General features: G+C 71.3%; 12 protein-coding genes. 1 reads left to right on the top strand and 11 read right to left on the bottom strand.

The genetic code is table 11. The annotated features are described in order from the left end of the window. Nucleotides 1-140: 140 nt before the first annotated feature. From ACH4S7_RS28060 to rsmI, 10 genes are all read right to left on the bottom strand, one after another. Nucleotides 141-836, bottom strand: coding sequence for a response regulator transcription factor (locus tag ACH4S7_RS28060; RefSeq protein ID WP_398524097.1), 696 nt, complete (start codon nucleotides 834-836; stop codon nucleotides 141-143). 231 nt (nucleotides 837-1,067) lie between these two features. Next, nucleotides 1,068-2,942, bottom strand: coding sequence for a PQQ-binding-like beta-propeller repeat protein (locus ACH4S7_RS28055; RefSeq protein WP_398524096.1), 1,875 nt, complete (start codon nucleotides 2,940-2,942; stop codon nucleotides 1,068-1,070). Between the two features lie 46 nt (nucleotides 2,943-2,988). Further along, entirely contained in the window at nucleotides 2,989-5,169 is a 2,181-nt protein-coding gene (locus ACH4S7_RS28050) for a PQQ-binding-like beta-propeller repeat protein (RefSeq protein WP_398524095.1), read from the bottom strand. 258 nt (nucleotides 5,170-5,427) lie between these two features. Continuing rightward, the gene (locus tag ACH4S7_RS28045; protein ID WP_398524094.1) at nucleotides 5,428-7,236 is read right to left on the bottom strand and encodes an ABC-F family ATP-binding cassette domain-containing protein; all 1,809 of its coding nucleotides are present in this window, start codon (nucleotides 7,234-7,236) and stop codon (nucleotides 5,428-5,430) included. A gap of 166 nt (nucleotides 7,237-7,402) precedes the next feature. Next, nucleotides 7,403-8,380 carry a 4-(cytidine 5'-diphospho)-2-C-methyl-D-erythritol kinase gene (locus ACH4S7_RS28040; RefSeq protein WP_398524258.1) on the bottom strand — a complete coding sequence of 326 codons (978 nt, stop codon included), beginning with the start codon at nucleotides 8,378-8,380 and terminating at the stop codon, nucleotides 7,403-7,405. 92 nt (nucleotides 8,381-8,472) lie between these two features. After that, on the bottom strand, nucleotides 8,473-9,330 hold the full coding sequence (gene rsmA / locus ACH4S7_RS28035) for a 16S rRNA (adenine(1518)-N(6)/adenine(1519)-N(6))-dimethyltransferase RsmA (RefSeq protein WP_398524093.1): 858 nt from the start codon (nucleotides 9,328-9,330) through the stop codon (nucleotides 8,473-8,475). Next, nucleotides 9,327-10,574: a ubiquitin-like domain-containing protein gene (locus ACH4S7_RS28030; protein ID WP_398524092.1), complete on the bottom strand. Its 1,248-nt coding sequence runs from the start codon at nucleotides 10,572-10,574 to the stop codon at nucleotides 9,327-9,329. Before ACH4S7_RS28030 ends, rsmA begins: the two co-directional genes overlap by 4 nt. Nucleotides 10,575-10,807: 233 nt before the next feature. Then, the gene (locus ACH4S7_RS28025; RefSeq protein WP_398524091.1) at nucleotides 10,808-11,677 is read right to left on the bottom strand and encodes a TatD family hydrolase; all 870 of its coding nucleotides are present in this window, start codon (nucleotides 11,675-11,677) and stop codon (nucleotides 10,808-10,810) included. Nucleotides 11,678-11,824: 147 nt separating this feature from the next. Then, nucleotides 11,825-12,256, bottom strand: coding sequence for a hypothetical protein (locus tag ACH4S7_RS28020; RefSeq protein ID WP_398524090.1), 432 nt, complete (start codon nucleotides 12,254-12,256; stop codon nucleotides 11,825-11,827). A 256-nt stretch (nucleotides 12,257-12,512) separates the two neighbouring features. Further along, complete coding sequence (gene rsmI, locus ACH4S7_RS28015) at nucleotides 12,513-13,436, bottom strand: 16S rRNA (cytidine(1402)-2'-O)-methyltransferase (protein WP_398524089.1); 924 nt, start codon at nucleotides 13,434-13,436, stop codon at nucleotides 12,513-12,515. A 192-nt stretch (nucleotides 13,437-13,628) separates the two neighbouring features. Here rsmI and ACH4S7_RS28010 point away from each other — a divergent pair, with 192 nt between their 5' ends. Further along, complete coding sequence (locus tag ACH4S7_RS28010) at nucleotides 13,629-15,401, top strand: dolichyl-phosphate-mannose--protein mannosyltransferase (protein WP_398524088.1); 1,773 nt, start codon at nucleotides 13,629-13,631, stop codon at nucleotides 15,399-15,401. Nucleotides 15,402-15,603: 202 nt separating this feature from the next. Here ACH4S7_RS28010 and ACH4S7_RS28005 read toward each other — a convergent pair whose 3' ends face one another. After that, entirely contained in the window at nucleotides 15,604-16,032 is a 429-nt protein-coding gene (locus ACH4S7_RS28005) for a PPOX class F420-dependent oxidoreductase (protein WP_398524087.1), read from the bottom strand. Between the last annotated feature and the right edge of the window lie 143 nt (nucleotides 16,033-16,175).

The raw sequence follows: 16,175 nt of genomic DNA, 5'->3' as shown, positions 1-16,175 counted from the left end.
CGTGACCTCGGGAGACGGGTCGCGGCAGGACCCACGCGCCCAGCGGAATCCGGAGGAAAGACACCCCCGGAGGATCCGGAGGAGAGGCCCCTGGCGGGATCCGGAGGAGAAGCCCACCCGCGCGGCCCGGAGAGAGGTCCCTAACGCTCGATCGGCACCAGGGGCGCCGCCGCGACCGTCGCCCGGTCCAGCAGCCCCGTCCGCGCCGCGAGCGCGGCGGCCTCCAGCCGGGACCCCACCCCCAGCTTCATCAGCACCCGCTGCACATGCGTACGGGCGGTGCTCGGCGCGATCCCCATGCCCGCCGCGATCCTCCGGGTGTCCTCCCCCTCGGCGACCCTAACCAGCACCTCCACCTCGCGCGGGGTGAGCAGTTGCAGCAGCCGCTGACCTTCGTCATCCGGCGGCGGCACCGGATTGAGCAGCTCGGAGAACGCGCCCTGGAGCAGGAGGGGCGCCACCACCGCCTCGCCGGCCCGCGCCTTGATCATCGCGCGTTCGACGCCTTCTATCCGCTCGTCGTGCCGGACGTATCCCGAGGCGCCGGCCGCGAAGGCCGCGGCGATCCCCCGGGGGCTCGGCACCGGCCCCAGCACCACCACCGCCACCTGCGGTCGCTCCCGTTTGATCTTCACGATCGGGTCGAACGCGCCCGGTTCGGCCGGCGTCGCCGTACCCAGCAGACACACCTCGGGCGCTCTGCTGACCACCAGATCAGCCGCCCCGGCAGCGGGAGCCGCCGCCGCGAGCACCCGGTGCCCCCGCAGTTTCAAGGCCGAGGCGAGCGCCTCGGCCAGCAATCTGTGGTCGTCGACCACCATGAGCCGTACGCCCATCGGGCAAACCCCCCATCCTTACCGCCTTTTGACCCCCGGCCCTGACCCGGCAAGCTACACTCTTGTTCGACTTTGCGCGCCCCTAACTTTGCAGAAGTCCCCCGTAGTGCCGAATCCTTCGGCAAACAGGACTACTTATGACCACGTCATGACCATTGCATTACCTTGGCCCGGCATATCGGTTACACCGATCTACCGGGCCAAAGTGGGGTTTTGGGGGAGTCGTCGGGCTCAGTCGGCCGTAGTGAAGACGATGGCCAGATTCCTCTTTCCGTAGGGCGGCTTGCTCATCATGGAGGTCGTCACATAGAGCCGGCCACTGACGTACCGGTACTCGGCGCTGTCCATCGCGTAGGCGGTCTCCGCCTCACGCACCGGCTTCTCGGCCGGATTCTCCATCAGCACGGTCTGCTTGAAGGTTCCACCGTCGATACTGATGACCTGGCCGCCCTTGTCATAAGGGGGCCTTTTGTAAGCAATGAGGTTTCCGCCATCCATGCGGATCGGGAACATCGTGTACCGGTCGCCCGCGTCGGCGCGATCACTGGTCGGCTTTCCGGTGGCGAGATCGAAGGAGACGATCTCATTGGTGTCGCCGTACTCCGCTGAGCCCTCGTGATCGGCGGTCGGCAGATAGACCCGGCCATTGCCGACCGTGATCCTGGTGCACCGCTCGACCTCGGTGGTACGGCACTTCGCCTGGTATCGGTCGCCGGTGGCCGGAATCTTCGCCTTCAGCGCGCCCTTGTCGTCGATCGAGAAGAGGTCGGAGAATCCGGACGTACCCGCCGTGTCACCGACATCGGCCGCGACGAGCAGTGGCTTGGTCGAGACGACACTCGCGTACGCGACGCTCGTGGGCAGCGTGTACGAGAAGAGCGGGGCGCCGCTGACCGGATTGAGGCCCTGGACGCTGACCCGGGCGTTGTCGTACGAACCGCACTTGCGCACCGCGACCAACGCGGGGCCGCCGGCGTACCCCATGTCGTAGCACTGGTCGGCGTTGACCGTGGGCTTCCACCGCACGGCGCCGGTGTCGAGGTCGAACGCGGCTCCGCCGCCGGTACCGCCCGCGGCGACCGTGGTGCCGCTCTGGGTGACCTCGGCGAACTTCACCTTGCCGTCGCCGGCGGTCGCGCCGGTGACCGACGTGCGCCAGAGCAGCTTGCCCGTGGTGAGGTCGACGACACCGACCTCGGTGCAGGGCTGGTAGTTCCTCGGCGGGGTGCGGCGGGTGGCCTCGAAGACGATGGCGACCTTGCCGTCCGTGGACTGGTGGCGCGATGAGGCACAGATCTGGCCGGGCAGCGGGAGGGTCCACAGCGGGGTGCCCTTGGCCACGTCATGGGCGACGATCGAGCGCACCCCAGGCTTGACGTACGCCTTGTCGGTGACCCACGAGCCCCGGACGTCCGTGACGTCGGTGTGCGCCGGCTCCGGGATCTGGAAGGCGATCCTCGCGTTGACGTCGGCCGGGGGCTTCTCCAGACCGGGGCCGTCGGCGGGGGTGCCGTCCCCGCTCGCGCCCGAGCCGTCGGCGGGGGCGCTCGGGCCGCTCCTCGCCTTGTTGTCGGGGTCGCCGCCGTCGTCCTGGGTGGCGGCGAACAGGACACCGCCGCCGATGATCAGCACCACGGCGACGGACGCCGCGATGACGATCCGTAGTTGGGTGCTGAGCCGCTTCCGGCCACCGCCCGACCCCGCGGGCGCCGAACCCGTCATGGGCTGGGTCGGGTACCCGGCGCCGTAACCCTGCTGGACGGGCGGCGGCTGTTGCTGCGGATAGCCGTAGCCCGGGTTCTGTGGATAGCCATAGCCCGGCTGCTGCGGGTATCCGGCGCCGTAACCCTGCTGGGTGGGCGGCTGTTGCGGATAGCCGTACCCGGGCACGGGCTGGTCCGCGCCGGGCTGTGGCGGCGGGAACGGGCCACTCGGGGGGCCGAAGCCCCCGGGGGGCGGTGCCTGGGGTGCGCCGAACCCGCCGCTCGGCGGGGGCGACGGCCGGTCCTGCGGATACGGGCCCCGCGGAGGCGGGTTCTCCGAGGGCTGGTTCTCCGAGGGCGGGTTCTCCGAGGGCTGGTTCTCCGGGGGCGGAGGCTGCGTCATGGCGTACGTACTCCGGAAGCAGGGGGAGTTCGGGACGGGGGCGTGGTCACTTGCCGAAGGCCATCATGGTCTTCGTCCGCAGCTCTTCCGTGTCATTGCTCGCGCTGACACGGCCGCTCGCGAGGAAGAACCGGCCGCCGGCGTAGGCCATCCGTGCGGAGAAGAAGGAGTTCTCGACGCGCGCGGCGGACGCCGGGTGCTGGAGCACCGTCTTCGGTGCTCCGCCGGTCGGCGCGATGGTGGCGATCGAACCGCCCTTGTCGTACGAGGCGGACCGGTAGACGAGGACGTCACGGCCCTCCATCCGCAGCGGGATCATCGCGCTGTCGCCGGAGGGCGAGCGCCAAACGGCCTTGCCGGTGGCGAGGTTGAACGCGACGACCTCGTTGCCGCCGCCCACCCGGGTGGGCTCGGTGGCCATGTAGAAGGTGTTCGCGTCGGCGGCGACGCCGGTGCAGCCCTCCAGGTTCTGGCCGAAGATCACGAAGGAACCGCCGCACCGGGGCTGGAACTTGTCCTTGCCACCGGCGATCTGCGAACGCGGGGCGCCCTTGGCGTCGAGCGCGACGATGGACCACTTCTTCGGCGCCCGCTGCTTGAGGGAGACGACGGTCGGGCTGGTCGAGTAGACCTTGTCGATCTCCCAGCCGACCGGTGCGCTGTAGGCCCACTTCGCCCTGCCGGTGAGCGGATCGATCTCGCGGAGCTGGTGCTTGGGCTTGTCGTAGTCCGCGGTGGGGCACGCGGCGGCGGCGAGCAGTTTGGCGCCACCCGCGAAGGCGAACGGCTTGCAGCCGTTGACGGGGCCCTTGAAGAGCTGCCGCCCGTCGTCCATCGAGAAGCCGTACGAATTGCCGGAGCCGCCCGCCGCCAGGGTGTCGCCGCTGATCGACAGGGTGAAGTCGGAGAGCCCGGAGAAGCCGGACCCCTTGGGAATCGTCTTCTCCCAACCGACCTTGCCGGTCTTGAGATCGATCATCCGGAGGGCGAGGCACTTGGCCTTCTCGGTGGGGCCGTCCTTGACGCCGATGACGATCCGGCCGTCGGTGGAGGTCTGCGCGGGGGCGGAGCAGACCTGGGTGTCCAGCGGGACGGTCCACTTCTTCGACCCGTCGGCCGCCGAGTAGCCGACGACCTCCTTGTACATGGCCTTGGCGACGATGTCTCCCACGACCCAGGGGCCGAAGGACTCGGCGCCGCCGCGCGGCAGGTCGACGTCGTTCTTGGTGAGGAAGAGGACCTTCGCATCGCCGGCCTTCCGGCCGGCGTTGAGGTCCTCCTCCTTCTCCTTGCCGCCGGTGCCCGCGCCGGTTCCGTCGCCCTGGTCGACGGGGGCGGACGCGGAGGGCCCGGCGTCCTCGCTCGCGCCGACGTTCGCGCGCTCGTCCTTCTTGTCGTCGCCACCGCTGAGGGCGAGGTAGGTACCACCGCTGATCACCAGCAGCGCGGCGACGGACGCGGCGACGACGGCGCCCCGCCGACCCCGGAAGAACCCACCGCCACCGGGCGTACGGGACCGGTCCGGAGGGCCGCCATAGGGGCCGGGCGCCTGCTGGTACGGACCGGGGACCTGGTGATACGCGCCGGGCGCCTGCTGGTACGGACCGGGGGCCTGCTGGTAGGCGCCGTACTGGTCGCCGGAGGGGCCGGGTTGTCCGTACGGGCCGGACTGACCGGCGTACGGGCCGGACTGACCGGCGTACGGGCCGGACTGACCGGCGTACGGGTCGGGCTGCTGCCCGTAGCCGGCCTGACCGTACGGGCCGGGCTGCTGCCCGTGGGAGCCCGCCTGGCCGTAGGGCCCCGGCTGCTGACCATAGGGACCCGGCTGACCGTACGGGCCGGGGGCGCCGGGGGTCGCCGCATGGGGAGCGGGGGCGCCGGGCTGCTCGTACGAACCGGGGGCGGCCGGCTGCTCGCCGTACGGCCCCGGGGCGCCGGACCCCTGTGGATAGCCGTAACCGGGCGCGCCCGCGGGGGGTGTGGGCGGGGCGGTCGGCATCGGCGGCGGCTGGGGGCTCCCCCACCGCGGGTCCTGCTGCGCATCGTGCTGAGGGTGCTGCGCGTGCTCTGGGTACTGGTGCGGGTGCTGGTACTGGTGCTGGTGCGGGTCGTGCTGCGACTCCCACTGAGCAGCGGGCTGTCGCGGGTCCTGCTGGGGATCCCGCTGCGGGTCCCGGGCGGCTCCGAAGCCCCCCGGCTGTTCCTGGCTGGGTGGCTGAGACATCGGCGCATCCCCCTTTGTGCGGGCCCTGCCCGACCGGCCTCCCCCGCTGTTCCAGGGGCACGGCCGAGCGTGTGCCGCACCCTGGAACGGAGCGTTTTCGGACAAGGGACCCGCGATTTCACGACAACCGAGCGGGGCTTCTTTCTATCACCCGAGTAAGTTCCGGGTAAGTTCGCACCGGATCACGGCCCATCGCTGTGGCCAAGGACGGACCTGTCCGTCATGACCTTGTTACGAAGACGTACGAACCGTCCGGGATCAGGCGTCCTCGGCCAGTTCCAGCCAGCGCGTCTCCAACTGCTCGCGCTCCTCCACCAGCCCGCGCAGCTCCGCGTCCAGCTTCGCGACCTTCTCGAAGTCCGTGGCGTTCTCCGCGATCCGGTCGTGGAGCGTCGTCTCCTTGCTGGAGATCTTGTCGAGCTGGCGCTCGATGCGCTGCAACTCCTTGCGCTCCGCCCGCTGCTCACCGGCCGACTTGGCCGTCGTCGCGGACGGGACGGGGGCCGCCACCGCAGCGGGTACCGCCGCCTCGATCATGCGCCGGCGCCGCTCCAGGTACTCATCGATACCGCGCGGCAGCATCCGCAGGGTGGCGTCACCGAGCAGCGCGAAGGTCCGGTCCGTCGTCCGCTCCAGGAAGAACCGGTCGTGGGAGATCACGACCATCGACCCGGGCCAGCCGTCGAGGAGGTCTTCGAGCTGCGTCAGGGTCTCGATGTCGAGGTCGTTGGTCGGCTCGTCCAGGAAGAGGACGTTGGGCTCGTCCATCAGCAGCCGCAGCAACTGGAGCCTGCGCCGCTCACCGCCGGAGAGGTCGCCGACCGGCGTCCACTGCTTCTCCTTGCCGAAGCCGAACTGCTCGCAGAGCTGGCCCGCGGTCATCTCCCGGCCCTTGCCCAGGTCGACCCGGTCACGGATCTGCTGGACGGCCTCCAGCACGCGCAGTGCCGGGGGCAGTTCGGTGACGTCCTGCGAGAGGTAGGCGAGTCGCACGGTCTTGCCCGCGATGATCCGGCCGGCCGCGGGCTGGGTCTCGCCGTCGCTGCGGGACGCCTCCGCGAGCGCCCGCAGCAGGGAGGTCTTGCCCGCGCCGTTCACGCCGACGAGCCCGATGCGGTCACCGGGGCCGAGCTGCCAGGTCAGATGCTTCAGCAGCACCTTGGGCCCGGCCTGGACGGTCACGTCCTCCAGCTCGAAGACCGTCTTCCCGAGCCGCGCGCCGGCGAACTTCATCAGCTCGGTGGTGTCGCGCGGCGGCGGCACATCGGCGATCAGCTCATTGGCCGCCTCGATGCGGTAGCGGGGCTTGGAGGTGCGGGCGGGGGCGCCGCGCCGCAGCCAGGCCAGCTCCTTGCGCATCAGGTTCTGCCGCTTGCTCTCCTCGGTGGCGGCGATGCGCTCCCGCTCGGCGCGGGCGAAGACGTAGTCGCTGTAGCCGCCCTCGTACTCGAACACCGCACCGCGCTGGACGTCCCACATGCGGGTGCAGACCTGGTCCAGGAACCAGCGGTCGTGGGTGACGCAGACGAGCGCGGAGCGCCGCGCCCTGAGGTGCTCGGCGAGCCAGGCGATGCCCTCGACGTCGAGGTGGTTGGTGGGCTCGTCCAGGACGATCAGGTCCTGTTCGGCGATGAGCAGCTTGGCCAGCGCGATGCGGCGGCGCTCGCCACCGGAGAGGGGGGCGATGACGGTGTCGAGACCCTGCGGGAAGCCGGGCAGGTCGAGTCCGCCGAAGAGGCCGGTGAGCACATCGCGGATCTTGGCGTTACCGGCCCACTCGTGGTCGGCGAGGTCCCCGATGACCTCGTGGCGGACGGTCGCCTCCGGGTCCAGGGAGTCGTGCTGGGTGAGCACCCCGAGCCGCAGCCCGCCGCTCTGGGTGACCCGTCCGGTGTCGGGGTCCTCCAACTTGGCGAGCAGCCGGATGAGGGTGGTCTTGCCGTCACCGTTGCGGCCGACGATGCCGATACGGTCCCCTTCGGAGACGCCGAGGGACACCGCGTCGAGCAGGGCACGGGTCCCGTACACCTTGCTGACAGCCTCGACATTGACCAGATTGACGGCCATTACTCTCCTGTACGGGGGGACGGATCGGCTTCCCAGGGTAGTCGCCGCCCCACCCCCGCAGGATCGGCGTCCACCGGGGACCCCCGTCACCCGTTCCGCCGAACGCCGGCTGCCCCCGGAAGGCGCGGCCGAGCGCCGTCGTCCCTGCTGGGGTCGGTGGCGGGGATCAGAGCAGCGTGGCGCCGCCCACCGGCGACCCGGCGACCCGGGCGGCCCGGCAGGTGCCCGATTCGATGAGCGCCTTCGCCACCGCCTCCGCCGTGCCCGCGTCCTTGACCAGGAAAGCGGTCGTCGGGCCCGAGCCCGAGACCAGCGCCGAGAGCGCGCCGGCCGCGAGGCCCGCCGCCAGGGTCCCGGCCAGATCCGGGCGCAGGGCGAGCGCGGCGGGCTGGAGGTCATTGGCGAGGGTGGCCGCCAGGGCGGTGGCGTCGCCGGTGCGGAGGGCTTCCAGCAGGGCCGGCGATGCCTCCGGCACGGGGACGGCCCGCCCGGCGGTGAGCCGGTCGAACTCCCCGTACACCGCCGGTGTCGACAGCCCGCCGTCCGCGAGCGCGAAGACCCAGTGGAACTCACCGCCGACGGTGAGCGGGGTCAGCAGCTCGCCGCGGCCGGTGCCCAGCGCGGCGCCGCCGACCAGGCTGAACGGCACGTCGCTGCCGAGTTCGGCGCAGATGTCGAGCAGCTCGGCCCGGGTGGATCCGAGGCCCCAGAGCGTGTCGCAGGCCAGCAGGGCGCCCGCGCCGTCGGCGCTGCCGCCCGCCATACCGCCCGCGACCGGGATGTCCTTGGCGATGTGGATGTGGACGTCCGGGGAGATGCCGTGGCGGGCGGCGAGCAGCTCGGCCGCCCGCGCGGCCAGGTTCGTCCGGTCCAGGGGGACCAGATCGGCGCCGGGGCCCTCGCAGGTGACCGTCAGTGTGGCGGCGGGGGTGACGGTGACCTCGTCGAAGAGGGAGACCGCGAGGAAGACATTGGCCAGGTCGTGGAAGCCGTCCGGGCGGGCGGCGCCGACGGCGAGCCGGACATTGACCTTGGCGGGCACCCGTACCGTCACGCCACCGCCGACGGGCCGCTCGGTCCGGCTCACACCGGCACCATCGTTCACGCCGGCCCCCGCGCTCGCGGTGTGCTCCGTACCGCTCACACCGGCCCCCATGCCCATGGTGTGCTCCCTAGCGCTCACAACAGCACCATCGTCCACGCCCGCCCCCGGGCCCGCGGGCCGCTCCGTACCACTCACGCCTTGGCCTCCGCGATCCGAGCAAACTCCTCCACCGTCAGGGACTCGCCGCGCGCCTGCGGTGAGATCCCGGCCGCGACCAGCGCCGCCTCCGCGGCCGTCGGCGAACCGGCCCAGCCGGCGAGCGCGGCCCGCAGGGTCTTGCGGCGCTGTGCGAACGCGGCGTCCACCACCGCGAACACCTGCGCCTTCGTCGCGGTGGTGACCGGCGGATCGCGGCGGACGAGGGAGACCAGACCGGAGTCGACGTTGGGCGCCGGCCAGAAGACCTTGCGGCCGATGGATCCGGCGCGCTTCACCTCGGCGTACCAGTTCGCCTTGACCGACGGCACCCCGTAGACCTTGTTCCCCGGATCGGCGGCCAGCCGGTCGGCGACCTCGGCCTGCACCATCACCAGCGTCCGCTCGATGGTCGGGAAGCGGTCCAGCATATGGAGGAGTACCGGTACGGCGACGTTGTACGGAAGGTTGGCGACCAGCGCGGTCGGCGGCGGCCCCGGCAGCTCCTCCACCCGCATGGCGTCGGAGTGCACCAGGGAGAAGCGGGTCGCCCGCTCGGGCATCCGGGCGACGATCGTGGCGGGCAGGGCCGAGGCCAGCACGTCGTCGATCTCGACGGCGACGACGGAGTCGGCGGCCTCCAGCAGGGCCAGGGTCAGGGAGCCGAGCCCGGGGCCGACCTCGACGACCACGTCGTCCGGGCGGACCTCGGCGGTCCGGACGATCCTGCGGACGGTATTGGCGTCGATGACGAAGTTCTGGCCGCGCTGCTTGGTGGGGCGTACGCCCAGCGCCGCGGCCAGTTCGCGGATGTCGGCGGGGCTCAGCAGCGCGTCGGGCTCAGTGGTACTCACTGATACAGCCTACGGCCGCAGTGCGGCCAGGGACTCGCCCCCCTTTGCACATAGAGCTTCTTCGCCCGGTACGTCTGCTCCGCGGCGGGTGCCTGCTGGGGCCTGCCCTCGCCGCCGAGCGACTGCCAGGTGCTGGTGTCGAACTGGTAGAGACCGCCGTAGGTGCCCGAGGGGTCCACCGCCCCCGGCCGGCCGCCGGACTCGCACTGGGCGAGTGCGCCCCAGTTGAGGTGGTCGGCGCCGGTGACCTGCTCGGGGGCGCGTTTGGTGCCCACCCGCACCCGCTGGGTGACCGGTTTGCGCACCACGTCATCGGAGAGCTTCTTCGGCCGGTGCCGCACCCCGTTGACGGTCCGGAGCTCGAAGGTGACCCTGCGGACCCCCGGCCGGCCCGGCCGGTCGATCACTTCGGTCCCGGTGCGGAGTCCGGGGTCATCGACCCTGACCACCTCGTACGGGATCGGTTCCGACCGCACCTGCCGGGAGCCGGTGATCCGCATGACGGTGACGGTCTGGCCGTCGCGCGGGAAGCTCGTCGGCGGTACGGAGGTGGTGTCCTGGGCACCGAGCGTGATGCCCGTCTCGGCCAGCGCCTCACCGACGGTCGCCGCGTTGGTACGGATGGTCCGCGCGCGGCCGTCGGCCATGAAGGTCACCGTGCGTTCGGTGCGCACATCGAGGGCGAGGCCGCGGCGGGAGATCGCCGACGAGCGGGAGGCGGAGAGATAGGCGCCGTCGGCCCGCACGCCGAGCTGTTGCAGCGCGCCGTCGACGGTGCGGGCGGTGGTCCACACCTGGCGGTGCTGTCCGTCCAGGCTGAGGGTGACCGGGCGGCCGTAGCGGACGACGACCTCGTCGCCGCTGTCGAGGTCCTCGCCGGGGGCCGGGGCGATGATGTCGTGCGCGCCGACGGCGACGTCCTCCTCTTCGAGGAGTTCCCCGACGTCGTCGGCGAAGGTGTGCAGGGTGCGGGGGACGCCGTCGACGGTGAGGTGGACCTCTTTGTCGCTGGCGACGAAGGCGGTGGTGCCCCCGGCGAGACAGGCGACCACGAGGGCCTGCGGGAGGAGTATGCGCAGGCCGTCTGGTTGCTGGGTGGTACGGCGCCGGTGTCCGCGCCCGGTCCGGGCGGGGGGCGGGGCGGTGCCGCTCTCCCCGTACGGTTCCGTCGCTCCGTACGGTTCCGTCGCTCCGTACGGTTCGGTCGCCCCGTACGGTTCCGGCTTTTCCGTCGCTTCTGTCACGGGCGCACGGTGTCTGCCCGGCCCGCCACTGCCGTTCCCCCCGGCCCTGCCACTGCCACTGCCACGGCCACCGGCCTGGCCCGCTTCGCCACTGCTCACATCGCTCACATCGCTCGGCTCGCGTCTCGAAGGTGTCGCGGCCAGGGAGGCTATCGGAGTGTCGGGCACTCTCCAAAGCGATTCGACTACACGGTGTCGCGTCGGTGCGTAACCGCGCCGCCCCGTGGTGATCGTCAGTAATCGAACGCCGCGGCGGTGTTCGCCGCGACCGCCGCGGCCAGGGTGTCCTCGTCCAACCCCTTCACCAGGGCCATCGCACGCAGAGTGACCGGGATGAGATACGGCGCGTTGGGCCGTCCGCGGTAGGGCGCCGGCGTGAGGAACGGCGCGTCCGTCTCGACCAGGACGAGTTCGCGCGGGGCCACGGCGAGGGCGTCCCGCAGCGGCTGGGCGTTCTTGAAGGTCATATTGCCCGCGAAGGACATGTAGTAGCCCGCAGCGGCGCATACCTCCGCCATCTCCGCGTCGCCGGAGAAGCAGTGGAAGACCGTACGCTCCGGCGCGCCCTCCTCCGCGAGCACCCGCAGGACGTCGGCGTGCGCGTCCCGGTCATGGATGACCAGCGCCTTGTTGTGCCGTTTGGCGATCTCGATATGGGCGCGGAACGAGCGCTCCTGGGCGGCGACGCCCTCCGGTCCGGTGCGGAAGTAGTCGAGCCCGGTCTCGCCGACGGCCCGGACGTGCGCCAGGGCGGCCAGCGCGTCGATCTCGGCGAGGGCGTCGTCCAGGGCGGAGTCGCCGCCGCCCGCCCGCGCGCCCTGTCGGGACCAGCCGTCGGGATCGCCGAAGACGATACGGGGCGCCTCGTTCGGATGCAGCGCCACCGACGCGTGCACGCTCTCGTGCTCGGCGGCGGTCCTGGCCGCCCAGTGCGAGCCCTTGATGTCACAGCCGACCTGGACGACCGTGGTCACGCCCACGGCCGCGGCCCGTGCCAGCGCCTCCTCGACCGTGCCCTCCTGCATGTCCAGGTGGGTATGGGAATCGGCGACCGGGACCCGGAGGGGTTCGGGCAGCGGGGGTGGGTCGGACTTCGCGCTCATGGGCGCGATCCTACGAGCCGCGCGCCCCGCGCATCACACCCGGATACGGATACGGATGCCGATGCGGAGAGGGGGATGCCCGTACCCGGCCGCCATTCGCGCCGGGTACGGGCTATTCACGGTTCATTCGCGCGCGTCAATCGACCGCTATTTGCGGTGGAAGGGGTGAAGCAAATCGGAGAGATGCCAGTGGTGGGACCGCTTGGGCGGGCCGGCGTGCTGGGGTTCGGGAATGTTCCCCACCCCCATGGGCCCCGCCGGGGGGACCGGATTCTCCTGCGCGGACGGCCCGGAAGACGCGCTCGTCTCCGGGGTGGCGGAACGCCCCATCAGACCGAGCACGGACGAGACCTGTCCGGCGCGCATGATTCTGACGACATGGCCCCCGCAGTTCATGCAGGTGGGACTGGACAGGGGCGACGGCACCCGTTCGCCCCCCGCCTTGTACACGACGTACTGCCGACCCGCGCCGTCGATGTGATGCTCGATCTCGTACGCCTGTTCCCAGCCGTATCCGCACCTCATGCAGCAGAAGGCATATGCCTCATGGGCCCTGGCGGTGCCTGCGATCTCACTCATGCCGAGCTCCTCTCCACTGACCCAGTGGACGCCCATTCGGGCGGGAGCGCACCAGCGCCGGTCGAATGTTGGAGCGCTTTTGGCCTTTCCATGCCCAAAGGGCTCAGGACACGGTCTCCGCTTTGCCTTTCACGATAGTCCTTTACCGTCTCCAGGTCCGGTCGAGAGCCCGTACCCGGTGGCGCGCGGGCTCAGCGGACGGGACGGGCGGGACGGCGCGGACCCGGGGGGCGCGAGGGGCCGGGGCTGGCCGGGCTCAGGGGGCGGGAGGGGCCGCGTTCTTCGCCGCGACGACCGCGTCGAAGACCTCGCGCTTGGGGAGACCGACCTCGGCCGCCACCGCAGCGATGGCCTCCTTGCGCCGCTCCCCCGCCTCCTCGCGCACCCGCACCCGGCGCACCAGCTCCGCGGCGTCCAGCTCACCCGGGTCCGGCGCGGGCGCGCCCTCCACCACGACGGTGATCTCACCCCGTACGCCGTCGGCCGCCCAGACGGCCAGCTCGGCGAGACCGCCGCGCCGGATCTCCTCGTAGGTCTTCGTCAGCTCCCGGCAGACGGCGGCCCGGCGCTCCGGCCCGAAGACCTCCGCCATCGCGGCGAGCGTGTCGTCCAGCCGGTGCGGCGCCTCGAAGAAGACGAGCGTGCGCCGCTCCCCCGCCACATCGCGCAGCCGGGACAGCCGCTCCCCCGCCTTGCGCGGCAGGAACCCCTCGAAACAGAACCGGTCCACCGGCAGCCCCGACAGCGCGAGCGCCGTGAGCACCGCGGAGGGCCCGGGTACTGCGGTGACCCTGATGCCCTGCTCCACGGCGGCGGCGACCAGCCGGTAACCGGGGTCCGACACGGACGGCATCCCGGCGTCGGTGACGAGCAGCACCCGGGCGCCCTCCACGAGCGCCCGCACCAGCTCCGGCGTACGGGCGGACTCATTGCCCTCGAAGTACGAGACGACCCGCCCCGAGGTCTGCACCCCCAGCGCCTGCGTCAGCCTCCGCAGCCGTCGGGTGTCCTCCGCGGCCACCACATCGGCCCCGGCCAACTCGGCGGCGAGCCGGGGCGGGGCATCGGCCACATCACCGATGGGAGTCCCCGCGAGCACCAGCAGACCGGTCGGAGGGGCGCTCCCGGGAGCGGGGGCGGGGGGAGTATCGCGGGGCGGCTCAGTCGTCACGCACGCCATTCTCCCAGGACGGAGCCGCCGCCATGAGCCGGAGGTGCTCGACCGGGGGCCGTCGCGCGGTCACCGGGCCCCTTCAGGGAGTGCCCCAAGGGAGCGGAATCAGTCCCTCCGGTACCTGAGGAGTGGAGTCCGGGGCGTCCGCGTGGAGCGCGGAGGCGCACCTCGCACAGCAGCGTTCCCTACGATGGCGCGGTGACCAGTACCGCGCCGCAGACCCTCCAGGGCAGGGACGCCGAACCACAGCCCCCCGGCTGGCAGCAGCGACTGCGCAGATTCGGCTATGTGCCCCGGCCAGTGATCGGGCTGCGTGAGCGCCTGGTGCCGCCCTACACCCGGCCGTCCGAGCGGGTGTGGCCGGTGTTCGGCATCCCGCCGACCGTGGTGAACCCGCTGCTACGGGCGTCCGCCTGGTTGGGGCCGTTGTTCGTCGCACTGGTCGCGGGGGTGCTCAGGTTCTGGAACCTGGGCCGGCCGAACGCGGTGATATTCGATGAGACGTACTACGCCAAGGACGCCTGGGCGCTGATCAACCAGGGGTACGAGGGCAGTTGGCCGAAGGACATCGACAAATCGATCCTCAAGGATCCGTCGGCGGTCCCGATCCCGACCGACCCCGGCTATGTGGTGCATCCGCCGGTCGGCAAGTGGATCATCGGCATCGGCGAGAAGCTCTTCGACTTCACGCCCTTCGGCTGGCGGTTCATGGTCGCGGTGCTCGGCACGCTGTCCGTGCTGATGCTCTGCCGGATCGGCCGCCGACTGTTCCGCTCGACGTTCCTCGGCTGTCTGGCGGGCGCGCTGCTCGCGGTGGACGGTCTTCACTTCGTGATGAGCCGGACGGCCCTGCTCGACCTGGTACTGATGTTCTTCGTGCTGGCCGCCTTCGGCTGTCTGATCGTGGACCGGGACTGGGCGCGGCGGAGACTCGCGGCGGCGCTGCCGGAGGACGAGGACGGGGTGCTGCGCCCGGACGCGGAGGTCGCGGAGTCCGTGCGGCTCGGCTGGCGGCCGTGGCGGATCGCGGCCGGGGTGATGCTGGGTCTCGCGGCGGGCACCAAGTGGAACGGCCTCTATGTGATGGCCGCCTTCGGTGTGCTGACGGTCCTGTGGGACGTCGGCGGGCGCCGGGGCGCGGGCGCTGCCCGGCCGTATCTCACGGTGCTGAAGAAGGACCTGGTGCCGGCGTTCGTCTCGACGGTGCCGGTCGCGATCGTCACGTACACGCTGTCGTGGTCGGGCTGGTTCCTCACCGACAAGGGCTACTTCCGCGGTTGGGCGGACAAGCGGCTGGGGCTCTCCCCCGAGCACATCCCGCTGCCGCTGTTCGGTGATCTCAAGCTGCCGCAGGTGGACATGACCTGGGTCCCGGCACCGTTGCGGAGCTTCTGGCACTACGAGACCGAGGTCTACAGCTTCCATGTGAATCTGACGTCGGGTCACGCCTATCAGTCGAACCCGTGGAGCTGGATCCTCCTGGGCCGCCCGGTCTCGTACTACTACGAGGATCCGAAGGCGGGCGAGGACGGCTGTCCGGACGGGACGGTCGACAAGTGCGCGAGTGAGGTCCTGGCGTTGGGGACGCCGCTGCTGTGGTGGGCGGCCTCTCTCGCGATCTGTTACATCCTGTGGCGCTGGTTCTTCCGGCGCGACTGGCGCGCGGGGGCCATCGCCTGCGGTATCGCGGCCGGGTGGGTGCCGTGGTTCTTCTACCAGGAACGCACGATCTTCCTGTTCTACGCGGTGGTGTTCGTGCCGTTCCTCTGCCTGGCGGTGTCGATGATGATCGGCGCGATGCTCGGGCCACCGGGGTCGGACGAACGCCGGCGGGCGATCGGCGCGATCGGCGCGGGCGTGCTGGTGCTGCTGATCATCTGGAACTTCATCTATTTTTATCCGCTGTACACGGGGCAACCGATTCCGGTCGATGACTGGCGGGATCGGATGTGGCTGGACACCTGGGTCTGAGGCACGGCCTGCCGGACGCGGGCCCGGACGGGGCGCACCCGGTCCGGGCCCTTGACCCGGGTGCACCGGGGCCGTAGGTTCTGCGCTCCCACGCGTCGATACCGACTGGCGAGGGGCCGGCGGGGACCGCTCCCCCGTCGGCCCCGTCCGTTCCCGGCGCCCCTTCCCGCGCAGGCGTCCGAGCGGGTGCACCCGGCCCGGGTCAGCTCGCGATCGCCGCGACGGCGACGACCTTGTCGACGGTGACCCGGACGGTCAGCGAGCCGGGTCCGCTGTTGCGTTCGCCGACCGCATCGGCCACGTCCTCGCCCAGGTAGCGGGCGGCGATCCGGACCGCCCAGTGGCGCCCCTGCTCCCGGTCCTCGCTCACCTCGGCGCGGCCCCGGAGGGTCACGAAGGAGAACGGCGGCCGGTCGTCGTCGACGCAGAGCGCGACCCTGCCGTCCCGGATCAGATTGCGCCCCTTGACCGACTCCTTGTCGGTGCCGAACACCAACTCGTCACCGTCGAGGAGGAACCACACCGGGGCGATGTGCGGGCTGCCATCGGCCCGTACGGTCGCGAGCTTGCCGGTGCGGGTGCCCTCCGAGAGAAACTTCTGCCACTCATCTTTTGTCATAGTTTTCGCCATTTCGCCATCCTGCGTCAGGTCGGTGCGGACCACCGCTCAGGCACGCCGGAGCCGAAAATTCCGGTCCGGCGCCCCGGTCCCGGTCCCGTAACGGAGCGGAAATCCGTGCGGGAGGTCCCGTAGAGTGGCGCAACGCGCCTCCT

It is taken from the genome of Streptomyces sp. NPDC020965, assembly GCF_044333555.1.
GTDB lineage: Bacteria > Actinomycetota > Actinomycetes > Streptomycetales > Streptomycetaceae > Streptomyces.
The sequence above is the reverse complement of the archived record's forward strand: the minus strand, read 5'-3'. Positions and strand labels throughout refer to the sequence as shown.